We start from the raw sequence: 20,300 nt of genomic DNA on the forward strand, positions 1-20,300 counted from the left end.
ACTGGTTACATGAATGGTTATTTATTCCCGGTATTCCGGTTTTCGCGTCCCTCATGGCAAACCAGGGGCCATATTACTAATGAATTATTTATGAGAACATTCGCTGCGGCAGAGAAGAATTTATTTTACGGTATATCGTAGAATCGTGAATGGTATTATGATGTGAAATAAAACGAGTAAGCAGGATAAGGAAAGAGAGGGGCCAGCAGATGTGTACTTAGGAAATAATCAGAAAAGAAGGGGAAACACAGATAAGAAGAGTTGCGGATAAGCAACAGCAGGTTTAAGGAAGGCCCGCCTGCATTCCTTAAACCTGCCGGCACGATTCTTACGCCAATGTACGTGTCTCCGGCTTATACCTTACAAAAAAAGCCAGCCATATCGTTCTTGATACACGCATAATAGGCGGTTGCAAGAACACCAGCAATACCGCGTTTATTCCCAGCCACCAGAACATCCGGTTGTCATACAAAGAAAATCCTATAATCACCCACCAGGCAACAAATGTTGCCACGCTGAATGCCACTGTCAGCGCGTAGCTAACATAGCCCGTCCCGTAATAAAATCCTATCTCCCGTTCAAAATCCTCACCACACACCGGACAGTGATCATTCATCTCGGTAAAGTGCTTCAGGTTATAAGCATTATCTGATGTAAATATTTTTCCCTTGCGACAGGCAGGACACCTGTTCTGTAGTATGCTGCCCAGCAAGTTAGGCTTATGGTCAAGTTTCGCTGCACACATATAATAGTTGTTTAACTGTACCAAAGGTACTTCAAACCCTCCCGGTCGCTGTGGTGGTATTCAGCTTAATTATGGTATTTTTTACTGATTCGTCGCGGGAAAAGGACAGTACATATAAATTATTTTTATTTTATAGGGGTGCTTTCTATTTTTGTCGTTATAATCACCTAAGACAAGTCTCAACACCATGACGGGCAAGATGCGAAAGAGGGTTCTCCGGATCGTTTTAATACCTATTGCTATCCTGATAATACTGGCCGGTATCGCAATAGGCATACTGTATTCCCAGCAACAACGCCTTATTAATCTGGCAATCAAAGAGTTGAATAAACAGTTGCCCGGCGAGCTGGTCATTGAAGGCAGTACCATCTCCCCCTTTCAGAATTTCCCATACATCTCCATAGGACTGACAAATGTCCGGTTTTTCGCTACCAAGCAAAAGACCGGCAGACCCATGTACCAGCTGGAGAAGCTGTATGTAGGTTTCAGCCTGCCCGATCTACTCAGGCAGAAATACAATGTGAAAGTAATACTACTCAAAAAAGGACACCTCGACCTGGTAAGGGACGTCAATGGTAATCTGAACATTGTTGAGGCTAACAGGATACAACAGGATACCATCGCGACGGCAGAAGCCGAATCCGCATCCCTCGACCTGGATATCAAAAAGATCGTACTGAAAGACCTGGACATTGCTTTTTCAGACAAACAAAGTGGTCAGCACGTTAATACCCATATAGAGAAAGTGAAAACTGCTTTCCGTCTGGACAGCGTGAACATTATTGCGCACCTGGAAGGAGCGATGATAGCCGATTATACCACTCCAACAGATACGTCTTTGTTCCGGCATAAACATGTAAAACTGGACCTCCAGCTCACATATGACCAGCGCCATGAGTTTGTCAGCCTGTCACAAGGTGGCCTGAAACTGGAAGACGCCAGTTTTAGTGTAACCGGAACCGCAGACCTGAAACATGGTAATAACGTCAACTTCAAAGTAAAAGGAGATAAGCCCGATATTGATCAGCTATTGTCCTTTGCTCCCGAATCGGTCGCGGAACAACTCAAGCAGTTCCGTTACGATGGCCGCCTTTATTTCGATGGTATCATTAAAGGAAAACTTTCCGGAGATCAGCTGCCACTGATAAAGATCAACTTCGGATGTGAGAACGGCTGGTTGCTGAACGCCACCGCCAATAAAAAGATCGACTCCCTGGGCTTTAAAGGTTATTATACCAATGGTGCCGAACATTCACTGAAAACCTCAGAACTGCACCTGCTGAGTGTAAGCGCCCGCCCGGAGAAAGGTATCTTCAAGGCCAATTTCGTCATGAAAGACTTCACTGATCCGAAAATGATCATGCAGGTCAATTCTGATCTGGAACTGGAGTTTATAGGCGCATTTCTCGGTATAGCCGACCTGCAGCGTTTAACAGGGCATATCAACCTGAAGATGGATTTTAACGAGCTGGTTGACATGACCGTACCGGAAATTTCTATGGGCAAGCTGAAAGAAGGCATTCAGAGTGAACTGAGCGTAAGTAACCTGACTTTCCGTATTCCCAACTATCCGCATATCATCCACAACCTGAACCTGCATGCCAATATGAAGGGTGGTTTCGTAAAACTGGATACACTGTCCTTCTACTTCGGTAACTCCGATTTTGCCATGAACGGCTCCCTGAGCGATCTGCCTGCACTGTTCCATCAACAGGAAAAACCGGTGCTGGTAAAATTCAATGCACGTAGCAGGAAGATGATCATGAAAGAGTTGTTGTCATACGATTCTATGGTGGCAAAGAAAGCGAAGGAAGAGATCTACGGGTTCAATATAGGACTGTCACTGGAAACATCCGTAAAAGAGCTGCAACACCCTTCTCCGTTGCCTAAAGGCAAATTTAAAATGGAGAAACTGTATGCCAGCTTCAAAGAATATCCGCATGCCTTCCATGATTTCGGAGCAGAGCTTAGTATCAACGATACAGCCCTGTTATTACGCAACTTCGGAGGTATGATAGATAGCAGCGACATACGTTTCAGCGGCCGTGTGATCAATTACCAGCTCTGGTTTGATAAAGTGATGCGCGGAAAGACACAGATAGCATTTGACCTGAAATCGCAGCACCTGGCGATGAAAGATGTACTGGGACCGATCAGTCGCAACTATGTTCCGAAAGACTATCAGCACGAAGTTGCTTCCGGTATATGGCTGCGCGCGAAGGCTGATCTGCGTTACGATTCTATATTCAAATTTGCCAAGGTGAAACTGGCCAATGTATCCGGAGAGCTGCAGGAACACAAGATTAAGGTGGATAGTATCAGAGGTATGGTAAAAGTAGGATCTGATCATTTCCTGAAACTCGATACACTCACGGGCCGTATCGGTAAAACTGATTTCGACATCAGTATGCGCTTGTATATGGGAAAAGATACTACCAGACGTAAAAAAGAAAACTTCCTGCAATTCACTTCCCGTAATCTTGATCTTGATCAGCTGACTAACTATAAATTAACGGCAAATGAGGATGAGGAGACGGTTGTAGCAGCACCGGCGGTAAGCCGTACCGTGATAAAAGATACCACCCATTCCAGTGGCTTTAATATTTTCAAAATACCATTCATTGACTTCCGTGCTACTGTCAATATTGGCAGGGTGAAATACCACCGCCTCTGGCTGAAGAACGTTACCAGCAATATCCGCATGCAGGCCAATCAGCATCTCTACCTGGATACACTGGGCATGGGCATAGCGGAAGGCCAGATAGGCATGAGAGGTCATTTCAATGGTGTTGATCCGAAAAAGATATACTTCCGCAGCAGGATAAGGGTATTTGACGTAAACATCGAAAAACTGATGCTGAAACTCGATCACTTCGGACAGGACTATGTGATTAACAAGAATATAAAAGGCCGTCTCAACGGGCAGGTGAGAAGCCGGATACAGATGCATCCCGATCTCACACCTATCATAGATAACTGTGAAGCGCAACTGGATCTCGATATCCGTAACGGCAGCCTGGTGAACTTTGCACCTATGCAGGCCATGGCAGGTTATTTCAAAGATAAGAACCTGAACATGATCCGCTTCGATACATTGAAGAATAAACTGACGCTGAAGAATGGGATACTGGAAATCCCGAAGATGAATATCAACTCTTCCCTGGGTTTCATGGAGATCTCCGGTAAGCAGTCGCTGGATATGAAAATGGAGTATTACATGCGTATACCATTGAAGATGGTGACACAAGTAGGTTTTCAGTCCCTATTTGGCAGGAAAAAGGAAGAGGTGGACCCTGACCAGGTAGACGCCATTGAATACCGCGATAAGGATAAAAAGGTTCGTTTTATGAATATCAAAGTAACAGGTACACCGGATAATTTTAAAGTCGGATTAGGAAAAGCTAAAAAAGCATAAAAACAACATAAGCCGAAGAAGAAAGCCGCTCAGTAAAATGGAGCGGCTTTCTTCTTTAATAGGCTACTGCGGCGGGCCTTATGTTTGTAACCCCCGGTGCAACCCGGCGTATGTATGTTGGCTACCCAGGGGATATCTTTTTTGCCATATAACGCCCTCGCCAATACGTATAAAAAAACAAAATTCAGTCACACATTTGTTATTCCCGTTTGCGTAAATGAAATTCCCGCTTCGATCAATTGCCCTTATCTTTTTGAAATAGCTTCGCTTATCTAGTGAAATAAAAGACACCTATTTAACCCGTTTTAAAACCATTTTAGCAGGCCACAGTCCGTCAGTTCCTGTGGCCGTCTATAGCGGAAAAACCGATTGATACTATTTTGATTTATGCAACAGAAGCGTAACAAATGTGGTGACCACATACCGGCCTTTCTATGCCCGGAAATCGGCACTTGCTTTGACAGATTGATTCCTTCCAGCGGTCATTTCCATCTCCGGCCATTACAGCTGGATACAGATGTTCCGTTTATCCATGAATGGGTGAATAAACCTTATGCCGTTTACTGGCAGTTGCAGAACAGCACAGTAGAGAAAGTAAGGAATATGTACGGTGATCTTATCAGCACGGAACATATACAGCCTTTCATGGGATTTTATAATGACAAGCCAGCCTTCCTGGTAGAGTTCTACTGGGCGTTTAAAGACAGGATAGGTGAGTACTATGATGTGCAGACAGGCGATTATGGTTTTCATATCCTTATGGCGCCTGCAGATACGCCGGTCAGGAACTTTAGCTGGCATGTCTTTACGGTATTGATGGACTTCATGTTCAGTGAAGAAAAAGTGGAGCGGCTGATTGTGGAACCCGACGCCAGAAATGAAAAGATCCACCTGCTGAATAAACGCGCAGGCTTCGAATATCATCACCTTATCAATCTTCCTGAGAAAACCGCGCATCTGGCTTTTTGCACCAGAGAGCAATATACCACTGCATTGAAAAGAGAACGGCAATTACAATCCGCCGGCACCATTTAACCGCAATTTTAGGATTTAATAAAAACTTTATAATGCATCCCTCACAAGCACTGTCTCCCGGGGGCGCAGTCGCACACCTGCGCCCTGAAGTCTGGAGCAAAGCAAATGCTTTGCATTTACGTAAGATCATCAGCGAATTTGCCCATGAACTTTTAATACAGCCAAAAGAGCTGTTTGTAAAAGACGGTTGGGGCCATTATCTGCTCACGGCAGACGCACCAGGGATCGAATACCGTTTCCGTGCGAAGATCCTGTGTCTTGACCACTGGTACATAGAGAATGGGTCAATAGAAAAGCTGGAAGACGGTAAGAAAGTTCCGCTGGATTCAGCTAGTTTCATTGCAGAGTTCAGTGAAACTATCGGCATCCGGCCAGACATCCTTCCCAAGTACCTGGAAGAGATCTGCAGTACCTTATATGGCAGCGCCTATATGCGTGCACAGAAAGGTCCCGGCTCAGCAGCACTGGCACATGCCGACTATCAGGAAATAGAGCATGCCATGATGGAAGGGCATCCATCTTTCGTGGCTAACAACGGCCGTATCGGTTTTGATGCAGCAGACTACAGGGCATATGCACCGGAAGCAGCAGCGCCTGTTTCTTTACTGTGGATCGCTGGTCATCGTAGCAGGGCTACTTATACCGCTACGGCCGAACTTCCTTATGAGACACTGCTGGCACAGGAACTCGACACAGCCACGCTCGGGAAATTCAACAAGGTGCTGGCCGACCAGGGATTGCAGCCTGCTGACTACGTGTATTTTCCGGTACACCCCTGGCAATGGTACAACAAGATGAACCACATCTTCGCTGCGGATATTGCCACCCGTAATATGGTCTTCCTGGGTACCAGCGATGATACTTACCTGGCGCAGCAATCTATCCGTACATTTTTTAACATCAGCAGGCCTGAGCGTTTTTATGTGAAAGTAGCGCTGTCTATCCTCAACATGGGATTCATGCGCGGATTGTCTCCTTATTACATGCGCACAACACCTGGTGTTACCCAGTGGGTAAGAGATGAGCTGGGAGATGATAAATACCTGCAGGAAAAAGGTTTCATCCTGCTGGGAGAGGTAGCCACAGTAGGCTATCGCAACTTGTTATACGAAAAGGCAGAAAAGAACGACAGTCCGTATAAGAAAATGCTCGCCGCTCTCTGGAGAGAAAGTCCTATCCCCATGTTGAAAAAAGGACAAGGCCTGATGACCATGGCCGCGCTGCTGCACATCGATCGTGATGGTAAGGCGCTGTTGCCGGAACTGATCCGTACCTCGGGACTGGATACTGCCTCCTGGCTGCAACGCTATCTGGATGCCTATCTGAGTCCCATCCTGCATTGCTTTTACTATCATGACATGGTATTTATGCCGCATGGTGAAAACCTGATCCTCATCATGGAGAACAACGTACCGGTGAGGGCGATTATGAAAGATATCACGGAAGAAGTATGTGTTATCAGCAAGGAGAAGATATTGCCTGATGAAGTAAAGCGCCTGGCTGTAGATATGCCTGAGGAGGTGAAGATCCTTTCTATTTTCACAGATGTATTTGATTATATCTTCCGTTACATCGCGCATATACTGGTTGAGCATAGTGCTTATCCGGAAGAGCAATTCTGGGAGCTGGTGGCGGATTGTATACTGGCTTACCAGGCATCCTTCCCTTCATTAAAAGATAAATTCAGACAGCATGATCTTTTTGCACCAGAGTTTATTCGTTCCTGCCTGAACCGTTTGCAGATCTGTAATAATGAACGCATGGTAGATCTGGCCGATCCTGTAGGCAGTCTGCAGTTCGTAGGAACACTGAAAAACCCGGTAGCAGCATTTGCGAAAAATTCCAAATTCCCAATTTATTAACGATGATCAAGAATCAATACAGTGACCTCTTTTATGAAGGCACTGCCAATGAATACAGCAAAGCCATACAACTGGCCAGTGGCTCAGTAGTTAGGTTCCTTGAGAAGAACAGAAAACCATTCAGCGGTATTACACCTGCACAGCTGAAGACGGCATTTGAACAGGTAGACCTGAATACACCCTTGTCTGACTATGAAAGCCTGCTTTCCGAAGTGGAGCGCCTTTATTCTGATCATGCAGTAACATTCCATCTGCCGCAATACATCGCTCACCTGAACTGCCCGGTGGTGATACCGGCTATTGCAGCAGAAGTGCTGATCTCTGCCATCAACTCCTCCCTCGATACCTGGGACCAGAGTGCAGGTGGTACATTGATAGAGCAACGCCTGATAGAGTGGACATGCAGTGAGATCGGTTTTGATAATAACAGTGATGGTGTGTTCACCAGTGGTGGTACGCAGAGTAACCTGATGGGCCTATTACTGGCAAGAGATCATTACGCAAAGGAACGCCTGCGTTATAATATCAAACAGAAAGGATTGCCTGCGGAATCTTCCCGCTTCAGGATATTCGTAGCAGCTACCGGGCATTTCAGTATTCAGAAGAACGCTGCATTACTGGGGCTGGGTGAACAGTCAGTTGTCAGCATACCCGTGGAAGGTTATCGTATGAATGTGGCGCTACTGAAAGAGGCTATTCAGCAGGAGCTGGAGGAGGGCAATATCCCTATTGCCGTAGTAGGCACTGCCGGCACTACTGATTTTGGCAATGTGGATCCCCTGGAAGAAATAGGACAACTGGCCGCCCGCTATAAATTGTGGTTCCATGTGGACGCCGCTTATGGCTGCGGATTGCTGCTTACTTCCAGGTACCGTCATCTGCTGAAAGGCATAGAATTGGCCAACTCTGTAACGGCAGACTACCATAAGTCATTCTTCCAGCCGGTCAGCAGCAGTGCTTTCCTGGTGAAGAACAAACGCTCACTCGATCTGCTGACACATCATGCAGATTATCTCAATCCAAAGGAACATGACGAAGATGGATTGCCTAATCAGGTGAATAAATCCATCCAGACCACCCGGCGCTTTGATGCATTGAAGCTTTGGTTCACACTCCGCCTGATGGGTAAACAGAAACTGGGCAGTTATATGGAAACGATCATTGATACTACTGCTAAAGTAGCAGATATGATCAGCCAGGACGCAGAACTGGAACTGGTAAGTTATTCCGATATCAGTGCACTGGTGTTCCGTTATTTCCCTGCCAGTCTTGATGAAGCAGATGTTACAGAAGTGAACCTGCATATCAAAAAGGAAATGCTGAAAGATGGTGCTGCATTACTGGCTGGTACACGTATCAACGGTGCTTTTTATCTCAAGTTCACTTTACTGAACCCGCTTACCACGACGGAAGATGTAGCGAAGTTGTTGTCCATCATCAAATCTCATGGCGCCGCATATATGAGGCAGCACCGGGAAACACTTTATGATAGAAGAGAAATCGCATAATTATGAACACTCCACATACATACGATATTATTGGTATTGGCATAGGACCATTCAATTTAGGCCTGGCTGCTTTGTTACAGCCCGTCAGCAGTATCAATGCCGTATTCTTTGACCAGGCGTCGGCATTTGACTGGCATCCGGGCCTGATGCTAAACAATGCCACCTTACAGGTACCTTTCATGGCCGACCTTGTAACCATGGCAGATCCGACCAGTGAATACAGCTTCCTGAATTATCTGAAACAATCAGGACGTTTGTATAAGTTCTATATCAGGGAGGACTTTTTTATCCTGAGAAAAGAATACAATGCCTATTGCAAATGGGCGGCGGAAAAGCTGTCAACATGCCGTTTCTCGCACAAGGTTATTGCGGTGCATTATGAAGATGACAGGCAGTTATATGCAGTAACTACAGTGCATACAGTAACAGGTAAAACAGCGCTGCACTATACCCGTAAACTGGTATTGGGAACCGGTACGCAGCCCTATCTGCCTGCATTTGCAACGAAGGGTATATTGCCGGATGTGATCCATACTTCAGCATATCTCAACTATAAAGACAAGATAGAAGGAAAGCGTTCCGTGACAGTGATAGGCTCGGGACAGAGTGCAGCAGAAGTGTTTGCCGACCTGCTGCCGCTGGCACAAGAAGGAATGCAGCTAAACTGGTTCACCCGCCCTGACAGGTTCTTTCCGATGGAGTATTCAAAACTGACATTAGAACTGACTTCGCCTGAGTACGTGGACTATTTTTACAGTATGCCGGCAGAAAACAGACAAGCGTTATTATCCAAACAGAATCCCCTCTTTAAGGGTATTAACTATGACCTCATCAACCAGATCTTCGATACTTTGTACGAGATGAGTGTTGACCGGGATATTTCACATATACAGTTACGTCCCAATGTACAGCTGAATGACATCAGTGCCAACGGTAACGGTAGCTATACGCTTCATCTGACACAGGTGCAGCAGCAACAATCATTTACGCAGGAAACAGATTTTGTGATCCTTGCCACTGGTTACAAATACCGTGAGCCGGCTTTCCTTGAGGGTGTCAGCGAGCGTATCATCAGAAGGGGAGATCAGTTGTTTGACGTACAACGGAATTATGCCATAGATCTTCATGGTGATGAGATCTTCGTGCAGAATGCAGAATTGCATACGCATGGATTCGTGACGCCCGATCTGGGAATGGGCGCGTACCGCAACTCCTGCATCATTAATACAATAGCAGGAGAGGAGATATACCATGTAGAAAAGCGCATTGCTTTCCAGCAATTCGGGGTAGACGCTTCCATACCAGCTATTACAGCTATATAAAGAAACACACGGGACATTGTTCAATGAAATGCAGGAGGCATAACGTCTGTTGGCGTTGTGTCTCCTGACCCTCTTCATGACTGAATCGTCATACAAAAGATACTGTATCTGATATGCAAAAAATAGTCTCAGGGGCGCAATCGCGTTCAGCACTCATTTTCATTTTCATCACACTGCTGATTGACGTGACAGGATTAGGGATCATTATTCCCGTACTACCAAAACTGATAGAACAACTGATTCATGGTAATATGGGAGAAGCGGCCGCCATTGGTGGGTGGTTGACATTTGCCTACGCCCTTGTGCAGTTCATCTGCGCGCCGGTGCTGGGTAACCTGAGCGACCGTTATGGCAGACGGCCTGTATTGTTGTTGTCGCTACTGGGTTTCGGACTGGATTATTTCTTTATGGCCTTTGCACCTGCAATCATATGGCTGTTTGCCGGTCGTATCATATCCGGTGTGATGGGAGCCAGTTTCACGACAGCCGCCGCCTATATAGCAGATGTCAGCACGCCGGAGAAGCGGACACAGAACTTCGGCATTATCGGTGCTGCATTTGGCCTGGGTTTTATACTCGGTCCGCTGATGGGAGGTCTTTTAGGACAGTTTGGTCCGAGGGCGCCCTTTATCGCAGCAGGTATCTTAAGCCTGCTGAATGTTGTGTATGGATACCTGATACTACCTGAGTCACTACCGGTCACGAACAGACGGGCCTTTGAATGGAGACGCGCCAATCCGGTAGGTTCTCTGGTGCAGATGAAGCAATATCCGGCCGTATATGGGCTGATAGCCACCCTGGTACTGATCTATATCGCCAACAACGGGGTACAGACCACCTGGGCATTCTATGGTATGCAGAAGTTCAGCTGGGATGAAGCCTGGGTAGGTTATTCCCTCGGGTTCAGTGGTCTGCTGGTAGCCATCGTTCAGCTGGGCCTGATCCGCCTCATCATTCCCCGTATCGGCACCAAAAACAGTCTGTATGTCGGGCTGGCATTTTACAGCCTGGGGTTGTTACTGTTTGCCTTCGCCACGAATGGGTGGATGATGTTTGTGATACTGGTGCCTTACTCCCTCGGGAATATTGCCAGTCCGGCCTTGCAGAGTATTATTACGGGTCAGATCTCTTCTGCAGAACAGGGAGCATTACAAGGGGGCCTGACCAGTCTCATGAGTGTTGCCACGATCATAGCGCCGCCAATAATGGGAAGCCTGTTTGCCTGGTTCACAGGAAATAACGCGCCTTTCCTTTTCCCGGGCGCCCCGTTTTTTGTCAGTGGGGTACTGGTGTCCGTAAGCATTTTCCTGGCTACCAGAAGCATGCGGAAGTCCAATGTTAGCTAAGAATCCGGTACGGATTCGCTCAGGTTTCTATATCTCCATATCGCTTTACCATCACTTCCATATCACTTTACCGGCATCTATATATCCCTTCGATATAGAAATGTCGGTGAAGTGATATGGAAGTGATGATGAAGCACAGAGATCGAAGCGGGAGAAGATGCTATTGGTAGCTATTCCGTACGGAATCAGTGCCCATTAATTGCCCCTCGTGCGGCCGGCTCTTCCGCTGGAGCCGCCATTGGTTCTGCCGCCGGTCGTGTTGCTGTTGCCGGAGCCACCGCGATAACTTCCGTCTGTCCTTCCGCCGTTTTGTGAGTTGCCTCCCCAGCTGCCGCCACGGGAGCCACCTTCAGTTCTGCCACCATTTTGTGAGTTGCCGTCCCGGTTATTGCCACGGGAGCCTTCATTTCTTCCTCCGTTTTGAGCGTTCCCGTTCCAGCTGCCACCCTGATAATTTCCGGATCTGCCGCCACTCCTGGAACTTCCGCCCCTGATACTGCCATCGATCCGGCCAGGGCTCCTGTCATTGTAATAATCCTGGCGTCCGCCTGGTCTGTTGTTGTTCCAGCCATAGTTATTCCTACCCGAACGATTATCCCGGTAGCCGTTATAGTAATTCCGGCCGCCGTTATAGTTGTTCCTGTAGTACCCGTTGTACCGGCCACCATCGTATCTGCCGGGAAAACGGCCCCGGTCAGCTCTTGCGGACCGGTAGTTTGTCACTATTACACGGTTGCGGTTGTACACCATGCCGGAATAGGTTCGTATTGGATAATACATTCCCCGGGCAGGAGCGATTCTGCTCATGGGAGCATATGCATATCCGTACCTGTAGTGATGACACACCGGCCGATAGGCGTATACAGGCATCGGGTGCCAGGGCCTCCACCATACAGGAGGATTGATCCATGACCAGGGAGAGGTCCATACCACATAAGCAGGCGCATATACGCGGCGTACGCAGGGCCAGAACCACACGTTCACAATGACACCGGTGGGCGCCATCCTGGGAATGCCTGCATCTGCTGCAGGACCGTGTAAACGAGGAGATGTGCTATAGTCAAAGGAATTATCTTCAGCGGAATAAAGGCTGTCGGATACCTCCACTGGTTCTGCGAGGGTCGTTTCACCATAGAGGTCTTCGTCGCCGGCTATCTGGATAACAGCGTTGTTTTCGCCGGTCTTTTCCAGTTCGATAACTGCTACGTCCTGGCTTTCCTGGTTGGATACCAATGCCTGTATGATAAAGAGTTGTACCTGGTTTTGCTTTTTATTGATCACACGCAGGTAATCAATATTACCGTCCGCGTTCAGGTCCAGGTTGTTAACCCTGTTATTTTCTGTATTCAGGAGCCTTTCAAATTCTTCAGGACTATTCGCCTGCTTAAAAAGCGTTAGCGCCCCCTGCAGGCTGAAATTATCACCAGGCAGACCCGTAGAGTCCTGGTCGGGAGGAGACCAGCTGGCGTTATCCCATTCGTCGGGTTGTTCCTGTAATTGCTGCCTTGGATAGTAATCCTGCGCGTTGGCATATAGTACCGGTAACAGGGATATGAACAGTACAGGTAGGGATTGGCTGATCTTCATGACAAAAATGTTTAGTATATAACTAATAAACGAAGTTGAATGTACGAATAGTTTAATAATGCAATATGTGTGCCGTAATTTAGGATGGGCGTGGGTTTGAAATAGATAAGGGGCTACATAATATGTTGCTGTAACACAGCATATTATATAGCCCCTTACTATGATTAGTAGTTTCTTTTGCCTGGTCTTGAGGGTTAATTTCCCCTTTCAGCTCTTTTACGTTTGCCTCCTGTTCTGTTACCTGATCTGTCGCCGGAACGGTTGTTATAGGTTCTTGTGCCTCTGTCCACTCTTGCGGTGCCTCTGTCGGCTCTTGCGCCTCTATCCACATTCCCGCCTCTGTCGGCCCTTGCGGGAGCGTTCGACTGGTACTGTCTGCCGCCACTGTTGGTCCTGTTCGGCGTATACCGGTTTACTCCCCTGGTAGTACGATAATTGTTCACAACCACCCGGTTGCGGTTAATAACGGTTACGGAAGTGGTCCTTACGGGGCGGTAGATGACCCGGGCAGGAGGGATCCTGTAAACCGGGACAACAACGTATCTGCGGGCATAAGCATATCGGACGGGTCGGTATGCATGCCAGGGCATGGGACGCCAGGGATGGTACCATACCGGGCGGCTTACCCAGGTCCAGGGAGAAACCCATACGGTATATGCCGGAGCATATACGAAGCGTACGCACGGCCACAACCATACGTTTACCACCAGCCCTTCGGGTGAATATACGGAAGGACCATGGGTGGCAGGAGTATAGTTAAACGCGTTACTTTCTTCTTCTGCAGGTTCAGCGATGACCGATTCACCGTATATGTCCGCATCGCCCACGATCTGGACGATAGCGTTATTCTCGCCGGTCTTTTGCAGTTCGATAACGGCTATATCCTGGTTTTCTGTGGATGAAACCAGTGCCTGCAGGATAAATACCTGTACATCGTTATCCTTTTTGTTGATGACACGGATATAGTCCGTGTTGCCGTCTTCGTTGAGATCCAGGTTGTTAACTTTGCTGTCGGGAGAATTGAGCAGCTTTTCGAATTGCTCAGGAGACGCAGATTGCTTAAACAGGTCAAGTGCACCCTGCAGGCTGAAATTGTCGCCCGGCAAACCGGTAGAATCCTGTTCGGCCTGTTCCTGGGCTGATGCTGTCAGGGTCATGCCGACACATACAATAAATGCGGTAAGGTAATTTCCGATGTTCATGTGTTAGTTTTTTTGGGATACTCCCGGGTTCACCTGATAATGCGGGGAATATAGGGCCCGGTTATCTTTGCAGTAACTTCTATGAGTATACATAGGTAGACTGTGGGAAAGGGGCATGGTTTAAAAGGAGGGGGCGAGCAGACCGGAGAAATAATAAATTCAGCTTTGTTTTTATGTGGAGATTATTGATTATTAATTGTTTGAATATGTTTATCAACCATTGCTAATACAGATGATGAAATTACCACTTTGTTGTATATATGTAATATTTTGACGTTAATCCCTAATGTTTTTAGGTTTTAATTGAAATTTTTTCCTAATTTGGTGCCGTCATTCTGGTTTGATAATTACAAAAAACCGGCGTATGATATACCTTAGACCACAACTGAATATACTGTTAAACCGCCTTTATTCTTATCACCTATTGTTTAGTTACAACCCGTAGCTACATGTTTAAACCGCAACTAGCATACTGTTAGCGTTACGAAGTCTGGTCGTATGCCAGTGTTCGTAATTGATTGAAATATTATTAAACACTGCTTGTTTGCGGGGGACTTTATCGCTTACCGTCATCGATTCACTGCAAAAATTTAGTGTTCAATATATAAATTTGGATCTGAAAACGTTTTCAGAACAATAATCTTATACTTTCGCATAAAGTAGAAAGATTATACAACAGCTTAAGATATATCAGAATGAGCAAATTGTTACGTGCAAAGGAAGCCTCATTGGCCAGAGTTTACACTACCAAGGAAAAAGGGATCTACCCTTATTTTAGACCGATCTCTTCTTCTCAGGACACTGAAGTTGATATTGACGGTAAGAAAGTGTTAATGTTCGGATCAAACTCCTACCTGGGACTGACGAATCATCCCAAGGTAAAAGAGGCGGCCAAACGTGCCATTGACAAATATGGTACAGGTTGTGCAGGATCCAGGTTCCTGAATGGTACCCTTGATCTTCACCTCGAGTTGGAGCGTCGTCTGGCGGAGTATGTAGGCAAAGAAGCCGCCCTGTGTTTTAGTACGGGGTTCCTGGCTAACCAGGGTGCATTATCGAGCCTGACCGGCCGTAATGATTATATCATTCTGGACGAACTGGATCATGCTTCCATTATTGATGGCAGCCGTCTGTCCTTTTCGAAAGTTATCAAGTACCGCCACAACAACATGGAGGACCTGGAGGCGAAATTGTCAGCCCTGCCACAGTCTTCTGTACGTCTGATCGTTGTGGATGGCGTATTCAGCATGGAGGGTGACATTGCCCGCCTGCCGGAAATAGTGGCCCTGGCAGATACCTATGGCGCCAATATTATGGTAGACGATGCTCACGGACTCGGTGTAGTAGGACTGAATGGCGCAGGTACAGCGTCTCATTTTGGCCTGACTGACAAAGTAGACGTTATCATGGGTACTTTCAGTAAATCTTTTGCGTCTTTGGGTGGCTTCATTGCCGGTGACAAAGACGTGATTGAATACCTGAAGCATGCTGCCCGCTCCCTGATCTTCAGCGCGAGCATGACGCCTGCAGCCGCAGCCAGCGTAATTGCCACCCTGGACATCATCATGTCTGAGCCTGAGCATATTCAACGCCTGTGGGATAATACCAACTACGCACGCAACTTATTAAAGGAAGCAGGTTTCGATACCGGAAATGTATCAGAAACACCTGTTATACCCATCTATATCAGGAACGAAGAAAGTGTATTCCGCATCACCCGTATGCTGCAGGATGAAGGCATATTCGTGAACCCGGTAGTACCTCCGGCAGTTCAGCCAGACGCTACGCTGATAAGGTTTTCCCTGATGTCGACACACACGTTCTCTCAGATCGAGACAGCGATAGACAAATTAACGGAGACATTTACACGTGCGGGTATACCTTTAAAGCAAAAAATATAAATGGAAACATTGCAGACATCTCAGCAAACGGTACATGCTCCGCGACAAACCAACGGTTTGCCAAAGGTGACCATTCAGGCGGTTACCAGCAAGAAACAGTTGGCGCAGTTCATCGATTTCCCGCACGATCTGTACAAGGACGATGAAAATTATGTACCTGAGTTGTTTATTGCTCAACGTGACCTTCTGACTCCGGGAAAACATCCTTTCCATGAACATTCACAGCTGCAGGGATTCCTTGCATTCCGTGGATCAGAACTAGTGGGAAGAATAGCTGCTATCGATAATAAGAACCACAATATTTTCAATAAAACGAACGATGGTTTCTTTGGTTTTTTCGATTGTATCAACGACAGCGAAGTAAGCCAGGCCTTGTTCAATGCAGCCACTAAATGGCTGAAAGACCGTAAGCTGAGCACGCTGGTCGGCCCGGTTAACTTTTCTACCAACGAAACCTGCGGGTTACTGATAGAAGGGTTTGATGGTCCGCCGGTAGTGATGATGACTTACAACTATCCCTACTACATCAAACTCATTGAGGAAGCAGGGCTGGGAACCAAGATCACCATGTATGCCTGGAAGATCATTCCTGAGTACATGGAGGACAGACCATACCGTGTGATGGAGGTGCTGAAGGAAAGACTCACCAGGCGTAATATCACCTTCCGTAAGGTGAACCTGAAAAAGTTTGATGAGGAAGTAAAGAACATCCATGCGATCTATAACAGTGCCTGGGACAAGAACCTTGGTTTTGTGCCGATGACAGAGAAGGAATTCGAGTACCTGGCGAAAGATCTCAAAATGATCCTGGATCCTGATTTTGGTATTGTAGCAGAAGAGAATGGGAAAATGATAGGGTTTGCCCTGGCCATTCCGGATCTTAACCAGATCCTGAGAAAGATAAAAAGAGGTCGCTTATTTCCGACCGGTATTCTGAAACTGTTACTGGGCAAAAAGAAAATAAATGGCGTGAGAGTGTTGGCATTGGGTGTACTGGAATCTCACCGTAAACTGGGAATTGATGCCTGTTTTTACGGGGAGTTAATGAAAGTGGGCAGGGCAAAAGGCGTTGCTTACGGCGAAGGATCCTGGATCCTGGAAACTAATGAAATGATGAATGCCGCTATGCGGGGTATAAACGCAGATCCGTACAGGACCTACAGGATATACGAAAAAGAGATATGAAACCCCGGATACTGATAACAGGCGCCAGCGGTTTTGTAGGATATCATCTGGTGGAGACAGCGCTGGATGCAGGAATGGAGGTTTACGCCGCCGTACGTGCATCAAGTAATGTCTCCCACCTGAAACATTTGCCGGTAAATTTTGTTTATCCTGATTTCAGCAGCAAGGATGATCTGAAAGATCTGATTGTGAAGTATGGATTTGATTACATCATTCATGGAGCAGGCATAACAAAGGCAAAGTCTTTGGACGAATATAACAGGGTCAATGCAGGGTATACCCTCAACCTGGCAGTAGCAGCCGGAGAATCGAGGGTACCGATCAAGAAGTTTGTATTTATTAGTAGTCTGGCGGCCGTAGGCCCCATCGCATATAATGCCAGCTGGCCTGTACCGGATGTGGAGAAGCCCCAGCCGGTAACCAGTTACGGAAAAAGTAAACTACTGGCTGAAGAATACCTGGGAGTTATATCAGATGTCCCCTGGGTAATATTAAGGCCCACCGCAGTGTATGGGCCAAGAGAACGGGACCTTTTCGTATTGTTCAAGACATACAGACGGGGTTTGGAACCTTATATGGGCAAAGGCGCCCAGTGGTTGAGTTTTGTCTACGTCAAGGATCTCGCACAAGCAGCATTGCTGGCACTGACAGCTCCTGTTTCAGGAACTGTGTATAACATTTCAGATGGTAACAGGTACGACCGTTATGCACTGGCCGATGTTATAAAGCAATATCTGAAGCTGCACACTTTTCGTGTTCACCTACCTCTGCCTGTTATCAGAACTGTTGCCACTATTATGGAAATGGTGAGTCGTGGGGCTCCCTTGCTTAATAGAGACAAACTGAATGAATTGACGGCTGAGAACTGGGATTGTAACATTGAGAAGATACGGCAGGACCTGGGCTACCGCCCTGTATACAACCTTGAAAAAGGTATGCGGGAAACGTTAGACTGGTACACCACCAACAAATGGTTTTGATTAAAACAGTTAAATAAAAGTCTCACATTTTTATGAAACATCAAATTAAAGAAGCAAAAGGGAAATTGGGTGTCCTGATGCCGGGCCTTGGCGCGGTAGCTACGACATTCATTGCCGGAGTAGAATCAATTAAGAAAGGGCTGTCAAAGCCTATTGGCTCTGTCGCACAGATGGGCCATATCCGACTGGGAAAAAGAACTGAAAACAGGAATCCGCTGATTAAGGACTTCGTTCCCTTAGCAAATCTGAATGACCTGGTATTTGGTGGTTGGGATGTGTATGAAGATAATGTGTATACCGCCGCAGTCAAAGCGGAAGTACTTGACAGGTTTATGCTGGAAGCTATCAGACCAGAACTGGAATCTATCGTTCCAATGAAGGCAGCTTTCGATAAAAACTTTGTTAAAAATCTGGACGGTACACACGTAAAGGACTACAAGACCCGTTATGACCTGGCACAGGCCGTAATCGAGGATATTAAAAATTTCCAGAAAGAGAAAGGTTGTGACCGTGTTGTAATGGTATGGTGCGGTTCTACCGAAATATATCACGAAGCTGCAGATGTTCACCAGTCACTGGCTGCATTTGAACAGGGGCTGAAAGATAATGATCCGCGTATTGCTCCGAGCATGATCTATGCATATGCGGCACTGACGCTGGGCGTTCCTTTTGCGAACGGTGCGCCTAACCTGACCTGTGACATCCCCGCTCTCGTAGAATTGTCCAAAAAGACTAAAACCCCGATCGCCGGTAAAGACTTCAAAACCGGTCAGACATTGATGAAGACTATTCTGGCCCCAGGTTTGCAGGCACGTGCGCTGGGTATGGAGGGCTGGTTCTCCACCAATATCCTGGGTAACCGCGATGGATGGGTACTGGACGATCCTGATAACTTTAAAACAAAAGAAGTATCCAAACTTGGTGTACTGGAAGATATCTTAATGCCGGACGAAAATTCTGAACTTTATGGTGACATGTACCATAAGATCAGGATCAACTATTATCCTCCGCGTAAGGACAATAAGGAAAGTTGGGATAACATCGACATATTTGGCTGGATGGGCTACAAAATGCAGATCAAGGTGAATTTCCTTTGCCGCGACTCTATCCTGGCTGCGCCAATCGTACTTGACCTCGCTCTGTTCATCGACTTTGCGAAACGCGCCGGTATGAGCGGTATCCAGGAATGGCTGTCCTTCTATCTGAAATCGCCACAAACAGCACCAGGCCTGCGCCCTGAGCATGACATCTTCAAACAGCTGATCAAGTTGCAGAACACCTTGCGTTACCTGATGGGCGAAGATCTGATCACGCACCTGGGTCTGGATTATTACGAAGGAATTTTAAACGAAGGATGATCCGAATTCATAAAATAATCGCTACCAGCCTGGGCATAGGCTACATCGGTAAGGGCGGAGGCACGGTTGCTGCCGCCGTGACAGCTCTCTGCTGGTACCTTGCGCAGGCTGGTAGTAATCTCTCTGCGATGTGGCCGCTGGCCTTTACCATCGGAGTTACATTGTTAGGCGTTTGGTCCGGTACGGAAGTTGAACCGCATTGGGGAAAGGATGATAAGAAAGTGGTGATAGATGAAGTGTCAGGTATGTGCTTCAGCCTGTTGTTCCTCCCGGTAACCCCGGGTTATGTGCTGGCCGGACTTGTATTGTTCAGATTCTTTGATATCCGCAAGCCATTACTGATCCGCCGTACCGAGCAGTTGCCGGGAGGATTTGGAGTAATGATGGATGACGTGGTAGCAGGAGTATACACCAACTTGTTACTGCAGATTGTTTATCACAGTAACGTTTTTGGAAGATGATAAAATTTTTGAAGGCTCAGGCCTCATCACTGATAGCAACAGGTCTGGATTTCCTTGTGGTGATCCTGCTGTCAACCCAGGCGGGAGCCTGGTATGTCGGTGCTAATATGGCCGGTACCTTTACAGGTGGGGCGGCCAACTTTATGATTAACCGGCAGTGGGTCTTTAATAAGGAGAAAGGCGCGATAGGAGGACAGGCACTGCGCTATGGTATCACCTGGGTGGGGAATATGCTGCTGAATGCAGCAGGAGTGTGGCTTATACTACATTTTACAGGATGGTACAGTCTTATTGATAGAGTAGCCATGGTTAAAATGACAGTATCATTGTTGATTGGTTTTACGTATAGTTATATAATGCAGAAGCGGTTCGTTTTTAAAGATGTTAGATAGA

General features: G+C 46.9%; 15 protein-coding genes. 12 read left to right on the top strand and 3 right to left on the bottom strand.

What is annotated here, in order from left to right:
* Positions 1–328: 328 nt before the first annotated feature.
* Positions 329–745 carry a DUF983 domain-containing protein gene (locus tag L3C95_RS07980; protein WP_236386480.1) on the bottom strand — a complete coding sequence of 139 codons (417 nt, stop codon included), beginning with the start codon at positions 743–745 and terminating at the stop codon, positions 329–331.
* 199 nt (positions 746–944) lie between these two features.
* Between L3C95_RS07980 and L3C95_RS07985 the strand changes: the two genes are divergently transcribed.
* From L3C95_RS07985 to L3C95_RS08010, 6 genes are all read left to right on the top strand, one after another.
* Positions 945–4,160, top strand: coding sequence for an AsmA-like C-terminal region-containing protein (locus L3C95_RS07985; protein ID WP_236386482.1), 3,216 nt, complete (start codon positions 945–947; stop codon positions 4,158–4,160).
* Between the two features lie 387 nt (positions 4,161–4,547).
* On the top strand, positions 4,548–5,195 hold the full coding sequence (locus L3C95_RS07990; RefSeq protein ID WP_236386484.1) for a GNAT family N-acetyltransferase: 648 nt from the start codon (positions 4,548–4,550) through the stop codon (positions 5,193–5,195).
* A 32-nt stretch (positions 5,196–5,227) separates the two neighbouring features.
* Positions 5,228–7,057 (top strand): IucA/IucC family protein, encoded by a 1,830-nt coding sequence (locus L3C95_RS07995; RefSeq protein WP_236386486.1) that lies wholly within the window; start codon positions 5,228–5,230, stop codon positions 7,055–7,057.
* A 2-nt stretch (positions 7,058–7,059) separates the two neighbouring features.
* Positions 7,060–8,565, top strand: a complete 1,506-nt coding sequence (locus L3C95_RS08000; RefSeq protein WP_236386489.1) for a pyridoxal phosphate-dependent decarboxylase family protein — start codon at positions 7,060–7,062, stop codon at positions 8,563–8,565.
* A gap of 2 nt (positions 8,566–8,567) precedes the next feature.
* Complete coding sequence (locus L3C95_RS08005; RefSeq protein ID WP_236386491.1) at positions 8,568–9,887, top strand: lysine N(6)-hydroxylase/L-ornithine N(5)-oxygenase family protein; 1,320 nt, start codon at positions 8,568–8,570, stop codon at positions 9,885–9,887.
* Between the two features lie 113 nt (positions 9,888–10,000).
* Positions 10,001–11,233, top strand: a complete 1,233-nt coding sequence (locus tag L3C95_RS08010) for a TCR/Tet family MFS transporter (protein WP_236386493.1) — start codon at positions 10,001–10,003, stop codon at positions 11,231–11,233.
* A 195-nt stretch (positions 11,234–11,428) separates the two neighbouring features.
* Here L3C95_RS08010 and L3C95_RS08015 read toward each other — a convergent pair whose 3' ends face one another.
* Both L3C95_RS08015 and L3C95_RS08020 read right to left on the bottom strand, forming a co-directional pair.
* The gene (locus L3C95_RS08015; protein WP_236386494.1) at positions 11,429–12,820 is read right to left on the bottom strand and encodes a hypothetical protein; all 1,392 of its coding nucleotides are present in this window, start codon (positions 12,818–12,820) and stop codon (positions 11,429–11,431) included.
* 194 nt (positions 12,821–13,014) lie between these two features.
* The gene (locus L3C95_RS08020) at positions 13,015–14,022 is read right to left on the bottom strand and encodes a hypothetical protein (RefSeq protein ID WP_236386497.1); all 1,008 of its coding nucleotides are present in this window, start codon (positions 14,020–14,022) and stop codon (positions 13,015–13,017) included.
* Positions 14,023–14,717: 695 nt separating this feature from the next.
* On the opposite strand from L3C95_RS08020, the gene spt reads away from it, so the two are divergent.
* Genes spt through L3C95_RS08050 form a run of 6 tightly spaced genes read left to right on the top strand, consistent with a single transcriptional unit; the run spans position 14,718 to position 20,299 of the window.
* Complete coding sequence (gene spt, locus L3C95_RS08025) at positions 14,718–15,923, top strand: serine palmitoyltransferase (protein WP_236386499.1); 1,206 nt, start codon at positions 14,718–14,720, stop codon at positions 15,921–15,923.
* On the top strand, positions 15,924–17,108 hold the full coding sequence (locus tag L3C95_RS08030) for a hypothetical protein (protein WP_236386500.1): 1,185 nt from the start codon (positions 15,924–15,926) through the stop codon (positions 17,106–17,108).
* Positions 17,105–18,088 (top strand): NAD-dependent epimerase/dehydratase family protein, encoded by a 984-nt coding sequence (locus L3C95_RS08035; protein WP_236386502.1) that lies wholly within the window; start codon positions 17,105–17,107, stop codon positions 18,086–18,088. The genes L3C95_RS08030 and L3C95_RS08035 overlap by 4 nt, the downstream gene beginning before the upstream one ends.
* Before the next feature lie 32 nt (positions 18,089–18,120).
* A complete protein-coding gene (locus L3C95_RS08040) occupies positions 18,121–19,446 on the top strand; it encodes an inositol-3-phosphate synthase (protein ID WP_236386504.1) in 1,326 nt (441 codons plus the stop codon).
* Positions 19,443–19,907, top strand: coding sequence for a phosphatidylglycerophosphatase A (locus L3C95_RS08045; RefSeq protein WP_236386506.1), 465 nt, complete (start codon positions 19,443–19,445; stop codon positions 19,905–19,907). Before L3C95_RS08040 ends, L3C95_RS08045 begins: the two co-directional genes overlap by 4 nt.
* Positions 19,904–20,299 (top strand): GtrA family protein, encoded by a 396-nt coding sequence (locus tag L3C95_RS08050; RefSeq protein WP_236386508.1) that lies wholly within the window; start codon positions 19,904–19,906, stop codon positions 20,297–20,299. Before L3C95_RS08045 ends, L3C95_RS08050 begins: the two co-directional genes overlap by 4 nt.
* The last annotated feature ends 1 nt before the right edge of the window (position 20,300 follow it).

It is taken from the genome of Chitinophaga filiformis (assembly GCF_021646545.1).
Taxonomy (GTDB): domain Bacteria; phylum Bacteroidota; class Bacteroidia; order Chitinophagales; family Chitinophagaceae; genus Chitinophaga; species Chitinophaga filiformis_A.

Excerpts from the sequence above, each read along its gene's own strand:
- L3C95_RS08000 (WP_236386489.1), top strand. The coding sequence starts at position 7,060 with ATGATCAAGAATCAATACAGTGACCTCTTTTATGAAGGCACTGCCAAT.
- L3C95_RS08010 (WP_236386493.1), top strand. The coding sequence starts at position 10,001 with ATGCAAAAAATAGTCTCAGGGGCGCAATCGCGTTCAGCACTCATTTTC.
- L3C95_RS08015 (WP_236386494.1), bottom strand. The coding sequence starts at position 12,820 with ATGAAGATCAGCCAATCCCTACCTGTACTGTTCATATCCCTGTTACCG.
- L3C95_RS07980 (WP_236386480.1), bottom strand. The coding sequence starts at position 745 with ATGTGTGCAGCGAAACTTGACCATAAGCCTAACTTGCTGGGCAGCATA.
- L3C95_RS08050 (WP_236386508.1), top strand. The coding sequence starts at position 19,904 with ATGATAAAATTTTTGAAGGCTCAGGCCTCATCACTGATAGCAACAGGT.
- L3C95_RS08045 (WP_236386506.1), top strand. The coding sequence starts at position 19,443 with ATGATCCGAATTCATAAAATAATCGCTACCAGCCTGGGCATAGGCTAC.
- L3C95_RS08030 (WP_236386500.1), top strand. The coding sequence starts at position 15,924 with ATGGAAACATTGCAGACATCTCAGCAAACGGTACATGCTCCGCGACAA.
- spt (WP_236386499.1), top strand. The coding sequence starts at position 14,718 with ATGAGCAAATTGTTACGTGCAAAGGAAGCCTCATTGGCCAGAGTTTAC.
- L3C95_RS07990 (WP_236386484.1), top strand. The coding sequence starts at position 4,548 with ATGCAACAGAAGCGTAACAAATGTGGTGACCACATACCGGCCTTTCTA.
- L3C95_RS08040 (WP_236386504.1), top strand. The coding sequence starts at position 18,121 with ATGAAACATCAAATTAAAGAAGCAAAAGGGAAATTGGGTGTCCTGATG.
- L3C95_RS07985 (WP_236386482.1), top strand. The coding sequence starts at position 945 with ATGCGAAAGAGGGTTCTCCGGATCGTTTTAATACCTATTGCTATCCTG.
- L3C95_RS08035 (WP_236386502.1), top strand. The coding sequence starts at position 17,105 with ATGAAACCCCGGATACTGATAACAGGCGCCAGCGGTTTTGTAGGATAT.
- L3C95_RS07995 (WP_236386486.1), top strand. The coding sequence starts at position 5,228 with ATGCATCCCTCACAAGCACTGTCTCCCGGGGGCGCAGTCGCACACCTG.
- L3C95_RS08005 (WP_236386491.1), top strand. The coding sequence starts at position 8,568 with ATGAACACTCCACATACATACGATATTATTGGTATTGGCATAGGACCA.
- L3C95_RS08020 (WP_236386497.1), bottom strand. The coding sequence starts at position 14,022 with ATGAACATCGGAAATTACCTTACCGCATTTATTGTATGTGTCGGCATG.